This is a genomic window from Cyanobacterium sp. HL-69 (genome assembly GCA_002813895.1).
Taxonomy (GTDB): Bacteria; Cyanobacteriota; Cyanobacteriia; order Cyanobacteriales; family Cyanobacteriaceae; genus Cyanobacterium.
The window spans coordinates 434,088-449,412 of the sequence record CP024912.1 but is presented as its reverse complement, the minus strand read 5'-3'; the positions used below and the strand labels follow the sequence as shown (position 1 = coordinate 449,412).

The following is a 15,325-nucleotide window of genomic DNA, read 5'->3' as shown; positions in this document are numbered from 1 at the left end:
TGTAAAGGTTGTGGAATAATAAAGTTTTTATACGCTATATCCATTGTTCATGGTTCATTGTCCATTGTCAATGGATTCCGATGGGAGTAAATAAGGGAGTACTAGAAACTATTTCTAGGTTTTGATTCACCCACAGAAGGGATATGTCTGTAATCTGATTTTGTTCATAGGTAACGATAGAATAGTTATGGGTTTTAATACCTCCTATTTCTTGGATGCGGGGGGTGGAGGCGGCGTTAAGATATATAGTATTATGTTGATCTCGGTTAACAATGGTTCTCAGTCTTTCTTTGGTGTGTCTTAGGCGATGGTGCATATGTCCAAAGGTAACAAGGCTGATATGTTTGTCTAATGGACGGCTAAGGGCGATCGCGCAGCGCCACTTTGTGATCGCACTTTGAAAATCAGGATCTCCAAAATCACCCCCAATGGGATTCCAATCCTTACCGCAAGTATCCTCTGGATTTGCCCCCAAGCCAAAAGGGCCATTATGCCCGATAAAGATAACATTAGATTGGGTCGTTTTTTGACATTGAGCAAAAATCTTTTGACTAGAATCTTCAAAACTAGATACCCCATACCGTTGGGCATAAAACTCCTTACACTTCCACTTTGAGCCACCCCAGCTAAAAGGACGACTTCCTACCACCGACAACCCTAAATCAGGAAAATCTAACTCCCCATAACCCACATGGGCATTCCCCAACAAATCTAACTGTTGCTGTACACGATCCTCTTTGCTATGATCATAGGGAGACTTTTTTCTGCCCCATTCCGTCGCCGAATACCAAGCATCGTGATTACCCAAAATTACTGCCTTCGGAATTTCCAACTTTGCCACCTGCCCCACAACCTCAAGGGATTCATTACCAAAATCCCCCACAAACAACACTAAATCAATCCCTAAAAAGGTAAGAATTTGATGGTCTATTTCATTCCATTGATCATGAACATCTCCAATAACTGCAACTTTTATTTTTTTATTCACCATTAAATTAATATACTTTTAATTTACTTTTCTTAATATTGTTACTTAAAATTAACAAAAGTTGTACCCTAATTCTCAGGATTATAAAAAGGTCTGAATGTGATAATATATCAAAGTAATAAAAATGAATATATTAACAAACTTTTACTATGAATGAGAATCTTCCAGTAGTTTATATTTCTATTTTACTTGGAATTTTGACCATTGTTGCAGTTCTTTTATTAAGGCAAATTCTCAAAACAAGAAAAGTAGAAAATAGATTTTCTAGCTTACAAAAAAGACTCACAAAAGAAAGAGGAACTCCCGAAGAATACTATGAATTAGCTGGTATTTATCTGGATAAAAAACTCTATGTTCAAGCAGTACAATTATTACAAAGAGCCTTAAAAGCATCCGATGATATTGAAGGAGAAAATAAAGCCTTAATCTACAACGCTTTAGGTTTTGCTCATTTTTCCCAAGAACAATATGACATTGCTATTCGTAACTATAAAGAAGCCATTAAATTGTACCCTGAATATGCGATCGCCCTTAATAATTTAGGTAACGTATATGAGAAAAAACAACTAACAGCCCAGGCATTAGAAGTATATAAAGAAGTATTAAAAATTGATGCTAAAAACTCTGTGGCAAAACGTAGGGTAGAATCCCTCGAAAAAAGATTTGTTCCTCAATAACATTGTTTAAAAACTTAAATATAATTAACTGATAGGTTGGGTTTTGTTTCCTAAGCCCAACAAAAATAGAATAAATATTAGGAGTTAAGAATTTGGTTTTTTAGTAACAAAAATAGAAGATAATAAGGTGATTAGCTTTAATCTCTTACGGTTAATTGTTAATTATCTTATAAATCTTTTAATATAGCTTGAATTTTCTTCTCAAGAGTAGGAATATCGTCCATAATCACATCCCAAACCAAATTATAATCTACTCCGAAATATTCATGAATTAATATATCCCTCATCCCCGCCATTTCTTTCCATGAAATTTGTGGATATTTTATCCTAAAATCATTAGATAATCTTTTTGTAGCCTCTCCAATAATTTCCAAACTGCGAATAATCGCTCTTGTTAAAACAGGATTTTGCAAAAAAGTTTCCTTATCTATGTCTTTTGAGGCATCAAGAATAAAAGAAGTTTTAAGCAAAATATGACCTAAATAATCTTCAGGAAAATATGACATACTCTACCTCTGCTAATATTCTATGACCAAAAATAGGACTTAATGACTCTGGAGTTAAAACATCTACTTTACGCCCAAATAAATCTTGCAAGAAAAAGGCTAAATTGATAAAGTTTTTAAATTTTTTTAACTCAGGTTCAAATTCTACTAACAAATCAATATCACTATTTTCCGTAGCCTCTCCCCTACTAAATGAACCAAATAAACCACATCTTTTAACACCATAACTTTTAATGGTTTCTTGATGTAGTTGTAATAGAGTAAAAATATCTTTTTTACTATTTACTACAGTAGTCATATTTTTATATTATGTATTTATTTGGTTTGTAACATTTTTGGTTGGGTTTCATTTTCCAAACCCAACCGACATGAAAGAAAAACTAATCCACAGAAAAATTAATTTCCTTCTTATTAAAAGGTAAATCATTATTGATAGCGTCAATTTCTTCCTGTTGAGCAAAATTAATTTCGTCAATATAGTGTTTTAAAATACTGCTCATACGTTGGTTATAAAATCGGTGCATACTATAATTTGCCTTGGCAGGAAAACCCCGACGACGTTTATGGCTACCCCCTGCGCCAGGGTCATACATTGTTATCCCTTGACTAATAGCCCATTCAATGGGTTTATAATAACAAGTCTCGAAGTGTAAACAATCATATTCATCCAGACTACCCCAATAGCGCCCATAAAGGTTTTCTCCTTTACGGATACAAAAAGACATTCCCACGGGTTGATGTTCGTTGCCTTCTTCAAAAGCAGCTACTACCATGAGACGATGGCTATAGGATGGGTAGAGTTGTTCAAAAAATTGTTTAGTTAGGTATTTACTACCCCAATAAAATTTACTACAAGTGCTATTGTAAAACTGATATATGTAGGGGTAGAGGTAATGGGGTATTTCTTCGCCCACAAGGTTTTTAGTGATTAACCCTGCTTTTTGGACTAATTTTCTTTCTCGTTTGATGTTTTTGCGCTGATTGGAGTTAAATATTTTTAGGTAATCATCAAAGGTGTTAAAATCCAGACTTCCCCATACATATCCGTGGTGCATCCATGCAGAAAAGCCAAATTTTGCGATGGTAGATTGCCATTGAGGATCAACAAAAAGAAAGTTACATCCTGATAATTTATTTTTAACACAAAAATGATCGATCGCACTTACCATCATTTCGGTGATTTCTTCTTCGTTTTCATCGGGGGCAACCAAAAAACGATAACCCACCGCAGGGGTAAAGGGAGTCATGCCGAGGAGTTTAGGATAATATTGTATCCCTAATCGGTAAGCTAAATCAGCCCATTGATGATCAAAAACAAACTCTCCATAACTATGGCCTTTGATGTATAGAGGCGCCCCTGCCACCAATTTTTGGTCATGCCATACAGTTAAGTGGCAAGGTTGCCAACCTGTTTGAGGCTTAACACTGCCAGAGGTTTCTAAATTGTGTAACCACTCCCATTCTAAAAAGGGGGTTGCCAAGGGCATCGCCATTTCATCCCATGCTGATTGGGGAATTTCTGCTATTTGTTGATGCCAACGGATAGTATAGGGGGAAGTGTTTTTTTTGCGAAAAATTTTATCCATCATAACCTTGACAATAAATTCTAGTTACCTTGTTTTTCTTGGGGTTTACAGAAAAATTTGGATATAAGTCCTAATTTTTTATGATTCCTTTTTATAGTGTAATTCGTTATCTATGGTTGTTGAGGATGAAATCTTGACTTATGATATGAGTAAAAATGATTATCTATTAGTAAATTAAAGAATTTTATTAAGTTTTTTTATTATCTTTTGCTATTGATTACTTACTTTTTTCTTCTTTGTTTATTTTAATCCTTTTTAATCTACATACTAACTAATGTCTATGATATACAAAAAATGGGTCTTAAAATTAAGTTTATCAATAGTTTTTCTGAATTTATTTCCGAGTTTATACCTCCATAAAAATTATACAACAAACAATGCTTTAAGGGCGATCGCCTCGGAGACGACAAATAATCAAAATTCGGCTGTTTTGTACGATGAAAATATGCAACAAGGCTATGAAGCCACTAATAACCATCAATATGAAGAGGCTTTAAACTATTTTCAAACAGCCCTTTCTTATCGTCCTGATGATGTCTATGCCCAACGAGCTATCAATAATGTTGAAAGGATGTTGGCTAATAGTAATAATACTTGGAGTATGGATAATCTTGTCTTTATATTACTTCTTTCTTTAATTATTTTAGTAATGATTATTAGCTTAACTTTAATTATTGTAGGGGTAAAAATACTCAATAATAACAAGAAAAATCCCAAAATAAGTTACGAAAAAAACTTAGAGCAAATATCTCTGAATGATGATAATATCTTAGAAGAAAACAAATTATTAAATAAAGGACAGTTAGCAAAAAGAATTAACCCAGAAGTTCAAAAACCTGAAGATAAAACCAGAGAATTAATTCAAGAATTAGTAGAAGGGGAGCCAAAAAATAGAAATAAAGTTATTTGGCGTCTAGCTTCCGAAGCTGACTCAAGGGCGATCGCCCCTCTTCTTGATATGATGATGACAGGTAACTCTCAAGAAAAGACCCTAATTTTAGAAGCCATCTCTCAAATAGCCTTCAACAGTATAAAACCCATTAATCAAGCCTTAATATTAGCCCTACAAAATGACCATGGAAGCGTCAGAAAAAACGCCCTCAGAGACATAACCAAAGTCTATGAACTAATTACGCAAATCCAGCCTATCATAACTCAAACAGCTTATCATGATCCCGATCCTGAAGTCAGAGAAATTGCCCTTAACGCCCTAGAAAAAATTACCTCTAACCGTAATTTATTACCCGAAGAAAATAACAATGATTACGCCCAAGAAGTCGATGCGACTCTAATTCAAGACACTCCCAGTTTTGATTCTAATTAAAATACACTCCATAAAGTCTCAGACTTCATACCACACTATCTATTTATCGACTATCAATTTGTTATCATAAAATTACAATTATTTTAATGTGGCGTAAATTATGCCCTACGAAAAACTAGAACTTACCACAAAAAAACCCATCCTATCATGGGCGAGTCATGAGTTGGGAGCAAAAGAAACCCAAATGGCAAAAAATGTCGCCTCTCTACCCTTTGTTTACAAACACGTCGCCCTGATGCCTGACGTACATTTAGGGAAAGGGGCGCTGGTGGGTTCAGTAATTGCCACAAAAGATGCCATTATTCCCGCCGCCGTGGGAGTAGATATTGGTTGTGGTATGTGTGCCATACAAACATCTTTCAAGGCAGAACAATTGGAAGGAAAATTAAAGAAAATTCGTAGAGACATTGAGGCTAGTATTCCCGTTGGTTTTAATCAAAATAAAGAGATAGAGAAACAGGTAAGTAATTGGCAGGGTTGGAAAAACTTTCGACATCTTCATGATGGAGTACAAAGACTAGAAGACAAAGCCATTAAGCAAGTAGGCTCATTAGGCGGTGGAAATCACTTTATTGAGTTATGCTTAGATACCGAAGATCAAGTATGGTTGATGTTACACTCAGGATCGAGGCATATTGGAAATCAGTTGGCAGAATGTCATATTAGGACAGGAAAAGAGTTAGCGAAAATGGCCAATGATAAATTACCAGATCCTGATTTAGCTTATTTTGTCAAGGGTACAAAAGAATTTGAAGATTATTGGCGAGATTTACAATGGGCGCAGGAATATGCTCGTTTTAATCGAGAAGTGATGATGAATCGTTTTAAGAGTATTGTCGATAAACATTTGGCAGGGGGTAAACCAACTAAACCTTTATTAACGGTTAACTGTCATCATAACTATGCGGAAAAAGAAACTCATTTTGACGAGGAGGTATATGTTACCCGTAAGGGCGCTGTAAGGGCAACACAAAGTGATTATGGTATCATTCCAGGCTCTATGGGGGCTAAGTCTTTTATCGTCAAAGGGAAGGGCAATCATGAGAGTTTTTGTAGTTGCAGTCATGGGGCTGGGCGTTTGATGTCTCGTGCCATGGCGAAAAAAAGTTATTCCCTTGAAGATTTAATTGAGCAAACTGAGGGCATAGAATGTCGTAAGGATAAGGGAATTATTGATGAGATTCCCAGCGCCTATAAACCCATTGAGGAGGTAATGAATCAACAAACTGACTTGGTGGAAATTGTGGCAACTCTGAGGCAGTTGATTTGTGTCAAGGGATAAATAATGGGGCAAGGGAAAAACGCCCCATTTTGAACTTTAACCGAAGTAATCGGGTTCGTTACCTTTTATCCATTTTATGTTGCAACCGAGGCTAGGTTTTTGATTTTCGTCAATTTCTTTGCCTGATAATAGGGCTTCGATGGCGTTGCGCATATCAACCCCATTGACAGGAATATCAAGGCTAGGGCGACTATCGTCTAGTTGCCCACGGTAAACTAATTTTAAATCACTATCAAAAAGATAATAGTCGGGAGTACAAGCCGCACGATAAGCCTTGGCTACTTCTTGGGTTTCGTCATAACATACGGGGAAGTTGAAGCCTTCTTCTTCTGCCATTTCTTTTAATTTATCGGGGGCATCGTCAGGATAATTTTTGACATCGTTGGGGCTGATGGCAACGATGCTTAAACCTTGGGGAATATAATCTTTACTTAATCTTGCATATTCTGCTCTTACGTGTTTTACGAAGGGACAATGACAGGATAAGAAGATGACAAGTAAGCCTTTTGAGTCGGTGAAATCTTGTAACGAGATGATTTTGCCTGATACGGTATCAAGAAGACTAAAATCAGGGGCTTTTGTGCCTAATTCCAACATTGTGGAGGGTGTACGTGCCATAGGTTATGTTTTTCTGTTAGTTTACACTAGTCATTATCTCATGATTTTTTATTTTTTTTGCTGAGGGTAAACCGAAACTAGGCTCTATTTATGGGTGTTAAAATATAGGTTATATAATATTTCTATAGAAATAAAAATTTATCATTATAAAGAATTTTTGTCTCTATAAATAAAGGATGTTCTTGGAGTTATAAATATGAAATTATCTAGCAAAAATTATGAATCACGCCTTGATACGGTTTATGATGCCATTGTGGTGGGTGGAGGTATGGGAGGCTTATCAGCGGCTATTTATCTGGCTAGATATGGTCTAAAGTGTTTAGTGATTGAAAAGGGTAAGGGGCGCTCGGTATGGATGCAGGATTTACGTAATTATCTAGGAATTGACCCTGATGCCCCTGGTAGGGATTTGATTAAACACGGTACCCAACAAGCCCTTGACTGGGGCGCGGACTATCTTCGGGCTTATGTAGAGGATGTGAAGGATGAGGGAGACACTTTTGCAGTAAAGGTAAAGGTGGGTAAAAAAGATAGTGTTTATCCTATTTTTCGTAGTAAATATTTGATTGCGGCTTCTGGGGTAATTGATGTTTTACCTCAACTAGAGGATATGCAAAATGTTTATGATTATGCTGGTTATACTCTCCATGTTTGTATGATATGTGATGGGTTTGATATGTGGGATCAAAAGGCAGTTTTAATTGCTGGAAAAGAATCCCAAATCAATGCTGCTTTTGTGCTTGATTGGTTTACTCCTTACATTACGGTATTAACCCATGGTTTATTTACTGTAAGTGATGAGATGAAGCAGAAATTGGCAGAGCGTGGTTATCCCTTATACGAAAGTGCGATCGCCCGTTTTGTGGGAGAAAACCATAAAATGCAAGGAGTAGAGCTAGAAGATGGTACATTTATCGAAGCTACCACAGGATTAATCAATATGGGTTCTATTTACCATAACGATTACCTCAAAGGCATAGAAGAGTTGCAATGGGATGGAGAAAACCTTATCACCAATGATATGGCACAAACTACCCACGATCGCATCTTTGCCCTAGGAGATTTGAAAAAAGGTTTAAACCAAGTATCCATTGCCGTCGCCGATGGCACTCTGGCAGCTACCCAAATTTGGCGCAACATTCGCCGTAAAAGTGAGCCTAGAAAGTGGGTGGAAAACATTAAAGGATAAATAGGGTATTAGGTAGTAGGCATTAGGTTCATGAGGATATAAGATAATTAACTTTAACTATTATCTCTTATCTCTTGCTTATTGCCTAAAATGTATTCAGGTCCCCTATTTAAAGTGCTTTTTCTGATTGCACCATTCGATAATAGGAAAACCAACCACTAATAACCATTACCCCAGAAAAGATAAATAAAAACCAAAAATGGTTTTGCACATCTTCAAAATTACTACCCCCGGCCCACACATCAATTAAAGCCTCATTCATGTGAAAAATAGGGTTAAATTGTGCAACTCTTAATAAACCATCGGGGAAAAGAGAAGTTGGTAAAAAAGTACCCCCAATAATTAACAATGGTACTCCAAAAGTCGCCACGATCGCATTTACATCCTCTGTGCGTTTCGCCAACTGAGTACCTAAAATAAATCCCACTCCCACATAACCAGCAATACTAAGAAATAGAATAGCAAGTCCAAGGAAAAAAGAACCCTCGATGGTTTCTCCCCTCAAGAAAATTACTCCATAAACCAAAAAAGTTTGCCCCACACCTATTAAAGCATGGGCGAGGAAAATACCAAGAAAATAAGAAAAACCGCTCAATGGAGAGATAAACAACCGCTTTAAGGTCTTTTGCTCCCTTTCTGATACCACTGTGGCGACACTACCCCCCAAACAACTAAAAAATAGAGCGGCCCCCACAAGGCTAGGAGGGGCTGCCATCTTTAGGGCTACTGATAACTCTAAATTTGCCCTTTCTCCTAAGATGTAACCATTAATAAATAGAATGGAAATAGGAAAAATTGACCAAAAAATTAAACTTCTTCTTCTCTTAATTAATTCTGTTAAAATTCTCTGACTAACAGCCAAAGTTTCGTCCCAATATTTCATTTGTTAATACTTAAATTAATGTCCTAGTATATTTTTTATTGCTAATATTTACTTATAAACCCATTTAGTATATTTAAATTATCCATTACTCCTCACTGCCTTGGGAATCTTGACGACCCAAAGCATACACTCCACAGGCGATCGCCCCTAAAATACCCATACTGATTTCCCAATTTTTCCCAAAACCTAATCCTACTAAATAATTAGTTAAAATACCAAAAATAAAGAAAGGAATAATACTCATTAAAGAAGCTAAAAAAGCATTTTGCGACTCCCTTCCCTTGCGAGTACGTTCAAATTCTTCTTGGGAAGTATATAAATATTGTTCCGCAAAATTAAACCATCTTTCTAAACCATTAATAATCTTTTCCCGTAAAGAAGCAAAAGCTAAATATAAAGCCAATGACCATAAACAACTACCTGCAATTATTGCCATATCAAAAGAAAAATAGAAAGGAAACATATCGTATATTATGAATGACTTTTATAAAGATTTTATTATCTTACCTCAGTTTTATTGAACATTTTTGGTCAACATAGACAACAAAAAATAATTACAGAACACAAAATGGGGTGTAACCGAACCTAAATCAGGATATAATTTTGCTACCTTAGAATTAAATAGGATAAGCTGTAAATTAAGATTTTGAAAGGTTGAATCTCCGATAATTGAAAATTCACCATTAGATCTTGATCATAAAAGTACCTTCACCATGGTTGAAAGTATCTAAAACTTACCTGTATATTTATAACTTATCATTTATTAATTTTATTGTTAATTGTAAAAGCATAAAAAAGACCTATGGCAAGTACAGATTTTAAAGATTATTATTCAGTTTTAGGAATTAATAAAAGTGCCACGGCAGATGAGATTAAGAAGGCTTTTCGTAAATTAGCAGTAAAATATCATCCAGATCGTAACCCTGACAATAAAGAAGCTGAAGAAAAGTTTAAAGAAATCAGCGAGGCTTACGAAGTATTAGGAGACGCCGATAAAAGAAAAAAATATGATCAATTTGGACGATATTGGCAACAGGCAGGGCAAAGTAATCAATCTCCTTGGGGAAATGCTGGTGCGAGTGCGGGGGTGAATTTTGATGGTTTTGATTTTAGCCAATATAGCGGATTTGATGACTTTATCGATCAATTATTAGGACGTTTTTCCAATACATCATCTGGAGGTTATGGGGCCGCAGGTAGTCGCCCTAGTGGAGGGGGTTTTGGCGATTTTGGTGGTTTCGGACAACAAACCCCTAATAATACAGCCAGTGATGTGGAAAAAAATATTAGTCTCACTTTTGCCCAGGCTTTTAAGGGAGTCGAGAGTAAAATTAATTTAGGCACAGAGACTATTTCCGTAAGAATTCCCCCCGGGGCTAAATCTGGCACTAAAATTCGTCTGCGGGGTAAGGGAAATGTTAACCCCATGACTCAGCAAAGGGGAGATTTATATTTAAAAGTGGATTTAAAACCCCATGATTTCTTCTTTTTTGAGGATGATAAGTTGGTGTGTGAAGTGCCTATTTCCCCTGTAGAAGCGGTGTTAGGCACTGAAATTTCTGTGCCTACCCCTGATGGTGGTGTAAGTGTGAAAATTCCCGCTGGTATTCGTCATGGGCAGTCTCTACGACTCAAAGGGAAAGGCTGGAGTAGTGCAAAAGGTAGTCGGGGTGATTTGTTTGGGCGCGTTGCGATCGCAATTCCTGCTAATATTAGTAATCAGGAAAAAGAATACTATCAAAAAATAAAAGAAATTAGCACCTATAATCCCAGACAAAAGTTAGAAAACATAAAACTTTAAGTTAGGTTTTGGGTGTTAGGTATTGAATAATTAATTGCTTCCCGTCAGTTTTTTTCTTTTGTGCAATCTTAGCATTTTTCAACCCATTCCACAGACAATAACGTGGACTCTAATTGCCGCAAGTTGAGTCAGTGAAAGTATGTAAAAATGCTAAGATTCAGAGGGCGATATTTGCTATTAATATTAGTTTTTGTCGGATTTTTATGACCTAAACCCCTTTTTCAGTTATGACAACAATATTGGTAATAGACGATGATGCAAATATTCGGGATAGTATGCGAGAAATCTTAACTACCCTAGATTTTCAAGTCATAACCGCCAAAAATGGCAAAGAAGGGTTTGATTTCATCAAACAAAATTCATTAGATTCAATCATCTGTGATGTTGCCATGCCCACCATGTCGGGCTACGAATTATTGGAAATAATCCAAAAACAAGAAAATATTGCCTCCATACCTTTTATTTTTTTAACGGCTAACTCTAACACCCGTGACATGAGACGAGGTATGGAATTGGGTGCCGATGATTATTTATTCAAACCCTTTAGTATCCATAGCCTTCTCAAAGCTATTAATACCCGCCTAGAGAAAACCGCCCGACTAAAAAAACAGTCAGCCGAAAAACTAACAGAATTAAGACAAAATATCAGTTTTGCCCTCCCCCACGAGATTAACACTCCCCTTAATGGTATCAATAGTTCGGCCCAACTTCTCAAGGACTATTCTGATAATCTTAGTGAAGAAGAATTAAAGGAAATTGCTGATTTAATTTTAGATAGTAGCAAAAGACTAACCCATCTAATGCAAAACTTTCTGCTCTATGCCGAGTTAGAATTGATTACCAAGGATAATGACAAAGTGAAAAGTATCAGGGAGTCGGATAAGTCAGAATGCAATGTTCAAAATATTATCCTTGCTGTCAGTCAAGAAATATCAACTCAATATCATCGTCAGTCAGATTTATCTCTACAGGTTGACAGTGTGATGGTAAAAATTGCGGAAAATAACTTAGAAAAGATATGCCGTGAGTTGATAGATAATGCTTTTAAGTATTCTCAACCTCAAAATTCTATTAAAATTACCTGTCACAGGCAAAGTCATCAATGGTTAAAAGTATCAATTTTCAACGAGGGAAAGGGTATGACAAAGGAAGAAGTGGAAAAGGTAGGGGCATATATGCAGTTTCAACGGCGAAAATATGAGCAACAAGGAAGTGGTTTAGGTATTGCTATTGCTCAAAAAATGCTAGAAATCTATGGTGGTAGTTTAGTTATTAGTAGTATTTATCAACGACAAACCCAAGTTGATATGATATTACCTATGGCTTAATTGCCATTCTCTATTATCAATTATATCCAAATAGCCTATAATTTTATCATCACCGAAAATATTCTTTCTTAATTTTGTGATAAAAAATCAGGTAATTTAAATAATTGCTTCTGATACTTATCTTGGGAAAAATAAGTCATTTTACAAGTGATTTATTAAAATAATAATGTCACTTATTTTTATTCTTATACCTTAGTAAAATATAAATGTTAGTAACTGAAAAAAATAGCGCCGAAAAGTTTATTTCTGAATTCAACCCTAATTTATCTCCAAATCAACAACTTTTACCTCTCAGTGCAAAAATAAACAACCAAAATCATTTAGAAATCGGTGGTTGTGATGTAATTGATTTAGTTGAAAAATTTGGTACTTCTTTATACATAGTTGATGAGCAAACTTTACGCACTAGCGCCCGTCAATATAGAGATGCTTTTAGAAAATATTACCCCGGGGAATCCCAAGTTATCTATGCTTCAAAGGCTTGGTGTTGTATGGCGATCGCATCTATCTTAGCCAGTGAAGAAATAGGCTTTGATGTAGTTTCTGGAGGGGAACTATATACTACCACAAAAGCTCTTGAGATGAGCAACTTAGGTCAAGAATATATCCAAAATAAAATTTATCTCCACGGCAATAACAAGTCCATCGCCGAATTAGAATTAGCCATCGATAGCCAATGTAAAATCATGGTAGATAACTGGCTAGAATTAGAAAACCTTGCCAAACTATCCGCCCAAAAACAAACCCCCGTTTCCATTCTCGTGCGCCTTACCCCTGGCATTGAATGCCATACCCACGAATATATCCGCACAGGAAGCATCGACAGTAAATTTGGCTTTGATGCTAACCAGCTAGAAGCCGTATTCACCTTTGCCAAAGAGCAAGAATTCATCAACTGTATTGGCTTACACGCCCATATTGGCTCACAAATTTTTGAACTACAACCTCACCATGACTTAGCGGGAGTATTAGCTGACTGGTATAAAAAAGCCCTCGATTATGGTTTACCCATGGCAGAATTAAACGTCGGTGGTGGTTTAGGGATTCGTTACACCGAATCAGATGATCCCCCGAGTATTGACCAATGGGTAGAGACTGTGTGTAAATCCGTTCTCAAAGCCTGTCAAGAGCGTGATATTACCCTACCAAAATTGATTTCCGAACCCGGCCGCTCCATGGTAGGCAGTAGCACTGTTACCGCTTATAGCGTGGGGGGAAGAAAAGAAATTCCCAATGTGAGGACTTATATTTCCGTAGATGGTGGAATGTCCGATAATCCTCGTCCTATTACCTATCAATCCCTTTATGAAGTCGTCATCGCCAATAAAATGACAAACGCTAATACCGAAACCGTGACGGTAGCAGGAAAGCATTGTGAATCAGGAGATATTTTAGTGAAAAATGTTGCCCTTCCCGAGACAAAACAGGGAGATATTCTGGTAGTATTAGCAACAGGGGCTTATAACTATAGTATGGCTTCTAACTACAACCGTCTAGCACGTCCTGCCGCTGTTTTAGTAAATGAAGGAGAAGCAAATTTGATTATTCGTCGTGAAACCTATGATGATTTGGTAAAACAAGATTTATTACCTAGTCGTTTGGCATAGGCTTAAATTTAGTAAATATTACTGAATTTTAATTACTCGGATTTGTTTTTTCTGCCATAGTATCCAAGATGAACTTCCGTGAAATAGTTTTTATTGTCGGGGCGTAGAAAACTACGCCCCCACGGAAAATATTATCTTTTAACATAAATCATATTTCAGTCACACTATTTATCAAGTAAATAGTTCAAGGCAAGGGATTAAAATACCCCTGTTATCATAAAAAAAGTGGGATTAACTATTAAAAACCATAAGGAGTAATCTTTCGAGAAATAATCACTATGTTTTTACTCTCTTTATTTCTTCCCCTGAATGGTGATAAGTAAGTAGGCATAATTAAATCGATTTAGGCAAGGGGTTTAAACCCCTTGTTCATAAGAGTCTTAATAAAATAAGAGCTATAATTAATTTCGCCAACCTACTTAATAATTTCATCTCAGTGGTTGTTAGATAATTTCATGACATATTAGATGGTTGTTGATTTAGAATTAAAATATAGTAATTAGCTTTGAGTAAACAACATAATAAAACGGGTTAGAATTTAATGTTTTGGTCGGGTTTTTTTCCTGACAATTTAAAAATTTTTTTGCTATTTTTTCTCGATGTCGGTTTAGTTAGTCTTTTTTTCTATCTAATTATAACCCTTCTCCAAGAACGTCGAGCGCAAAGAATGGTAAGGGGTTTACTGTTTTTAATTATACTTTATTTACTGTGCGATCGCCTCTTAGAGCTAACAATAATTAGCTTTTTTTTAGAACAATTAATCTTAATCTGTTCCCTATCTATGGGGGTAGTTTTCCAGTCAGATTTTAGACGTTTTTTAGAACAACTAGGAAAAGGAGAAATAAAATCACTGTGGAAATCCGATAATATTATTCCAAAAGGAGATACCATTATTGACGAAATAGTTGACGCAGTCAAAGAATTATCCCAAAATCGTACAGGGGCGTTAATTATCATCGAAACCTTTAATACCGTAGAAGAAAGGGTATTCCTAAGCCCGGGGGTACCATTAAACGCCGAAATTACCAAGGAATTATTACAAACCATCTTCCAAACCAAAACCCTCTTGCATGATGGCGCCGTTTTCATTCGAGGCTCAGAAATTGTCGCCGCTAGTGTTATCCTACCCCTATCAGAAAAAACTGCATCCAAAAGATTAGGTACCCGTCATCGGGCAGCTATGGGCATCACGGAGTTAGTGGAAAACTGTGTATGTGTGGTAGTTTCCGAAGAAACAGGCTCAATTTCTCTGGGGGAAAAAGGAGTTTTAAATCGTCCCCTCACCAGCACTAAACTAAAAGAATTATTAGAAGAAAAATTAAATGTCAGTCAAGATACAGAAGTAGTCACAGGAGTAACTCGCATCAGTCGTCAATTGGGCTTTACAGGCTGGAACTTGGTTACTGGTTTATTTAAAAAGAAAAAACCATCTCCTAAAGATAATTACTATAGTCAATTACCTAAACCAAAAGATAAATAGGGGTTGATGAAAAATTGGAGTCGTGAGGGTAAGCAAGAAGCAAGAGATAATAATTC

General features: G+C 36.2%; 15 protein-coding genes. 8 read left to right on the top strand and 7 right to left on the bottom strand.

Going from position 1 to position 15,325, the window contains the following annotated elements:
* Positions 1-67: 67 nt before the first annotated feature.
* Positions 68-991 (bottom strand): TIGR04168 family protein, encoded by a 924-nt coding sequence (locus AA637_RS02100; RefSeq protein ID WP_446683685.1) that lies wholly within the window; start codon positions 989-991, stop codon positions 68-70.
* A 146-nt stretch (positions 992-1,137) separates the two neighbouring features.
* On the opposite strand from AA637_RS02100, the gene AA637_RS02095 reads away from it, so the two are divergent.
* Entirely contained in the window at positions 1,138-1,665 is a 528-nt protein-coding gene (locus AA637_RS02095; protein WP_446683684.1) for a tetratricopeptide repeat protein, read from the top strand.
* A 167-nt stretch (positions 1,666-1,832) separates the two neighbouring features.
* Here the strand turns inward: AA637_RS02095 and AA637_RS02090 are convergent, their stop codons facing one another.
* The 3 genes from AA637_RS02090 to AA637_RS02080 form a co-directional block, all read right to left on the bottom strand.
* Positions 1,833-2,171, bottom strand: coding sequence for a HepT-like ribonuclease domain-containing protein (locus tag AA637_RS02090; protein ID WP_446683683.1), 339 nt, complete (start codon positions 2,169-2,171; stop codon positions 1,833-1,835).
* Positions 2,155-2,469 (bottom strand): nucleotidyltransferase family protein, encoded by a 315-nt coding sequence (locus tag AA637_RS02085; protein WP_069791973.1) that lies wholly within the window; start codon positions 2,467-2,469, stop codon positions 2,155-2,157. The genes AA637_RS02090 and AA637_RS02085 overlap by 17 nt, the downstream gene beginning before the upstream one ends.
* A gap of 82 nt (positions 2,470-2,551) precedes the next feature.
* The gene (locus AA637_RS02080) at positions 2,552-3,760 is read right to left on the bottom strand and encodes a GNAT family N-acetyltransferase (RefSeq protein WP_446683682.1); all 1,209 of its coding nucleotides are present in this window, start codon (positions 3,758-3,760) and stop codon (positions 2,552-2,554) included.
* A 277-nt stretch (positions 3,761-4,037) separates the two neighbouring features.
* Here AA637_RS02080 and AA637_RS02075 point away from each other — a divergent pair, with 277 nt between their 5' ends.
* Both AA637_RS02075 and AA637_RS02070 read left to right on the top strand, forming a co-directional pair.
* On the top strand, positions 4,038-5,081 hold the full coding sequence (locus tag AA637_RS02075) for a HEAT repeat domain-containing protein (RefSeq protein ID WP_446683681.1): 1,044 nt from the start codon (positions 4,038-4,040) through the stop codon (positions 5,079-5,081).
* 100 nt (positions 5,082-5,181) lie between these two features.
* Positions 5,182-6,363: an RtcB family protein gene (locus AA637_RS02070; RefSeq protein WP_446683680.1), complete on the top strand. Its 1,182-nt coding sequence runs from the start codon at positions 5,182-5,184 to the stop codon at positions 6,361-6,363.
* A gap of 36 nt (positions 6,364-6,399) precedes the next feature.
* Here AA637_RS02070 and AA637_RS02065 read toward each other — a convergent pair whose 3' ends face one another.
* The gene (locus tag AA637_RS02065; protein ID WP_446683679.1) at positions 6,400-6,981 is read right to left on the bottom strand and encodes a thioredoxin family protein; all 582 of its coding nucleotides are present in this window, start codon (positions 6,979-6,981) and stop codon (positions 6,400-6,402) included.
* Between the two features lie 196 nt (positions 6,982-7,177).
* Between AA637_RS02065 and AA637_RS02060 the strand changes: the two genes are divergently transcribed.
* Positions 7,178-8,170, top strand: coding sequence for an NAD(P)/FAD-dependent oxidoreductase (locus AA637_RS02060; RefSeq protein WP_446683678.1), 993 nt, complete (start codon positions 7,178-7,180; stop codon positions 8,168-8,170).
* Positions 8,171-8,279: 109 nt separating this feature from the next.
* Here AA637_RS02060 and AA637_RS02055 read toward each other — a convergent pair whose 3' ends face one another.
* The gene (locus AA637_RS02055) at positions 8,280-9,053 is read right to left on the bottom strand and encodes an ABC transporter permease (protein ID WP_446683677.1); all 774 of its coding nucleotides are present in this window, start codon (positions 9,051-9,053) and stop codon (positions 8,280-8,282) included.
* Positions 9,054-9,138: 85 nt separating this feature from the next.
* Complete coding sequence (locus AA637_RS02050) at positions 9,139-9,516, bottom strand: hypothetical protein (RefSeq protein ID WP_201150112.1); 378 nt, start codon at positions 9,514-9,516, stop codon at positions 9,139-9,141.
* Positions 9,517-9,855: 339 nt separating this feature from the next.
* Between AA637_RS02050 and AA637_RS02045 the strand changes: the two genes are divergently transcribed.
* The 4 genes from AA637_RS02045 (at position 9,856) to cdaA (ending at position 15,269) form a co-directional block, all read left to right on the top strand.
* Positions 9,856-10,854, top strand: a complete 999-nt coding sequence (locus AA637_RS02045) for a DnaJ C-terminal domain-containing protein (protein ID WP_446683676.1) — start codon at positions 9,856-9,858, stop codon at positions 10,852-10,854.
* Positions 10,855-11,081: 227 nt separating this feature from the next.
* Entirely contained in the window at positions 11,082-12,182 is a 1,101-nt protein-coding gene (locus AA637_RS02040; RefSeq protein ID WP_446683675.1) for an ATP-binding response regulator, read from the top strand.
* A 206-nt stretch (positions 12,183-12,388) separates the two neighbouring features.
* Entirely contained in the window at positions 12,389-13,789 is a 1,401-nt protein-coding gene (lysA, locus tag AA637_RS02035) for a diaminopimelate decarboxylase (RefSeq protein ID WP_446683674.1), read from the top strand.
* Between the two features lie 541 nt (positions 13,790-14,330).
* Entirely contained in the window at positions 14,331-15,269 is a 939-nt protein-coding gene (gene cdaA, locus AA637_RS02030) for a diadenylate cyclase CdaA (protein WP_446683673.1), read from the top strand.
* The last annotated feature ends 56 nt before the right edge of the window (positions 15,270-15,325 follow it).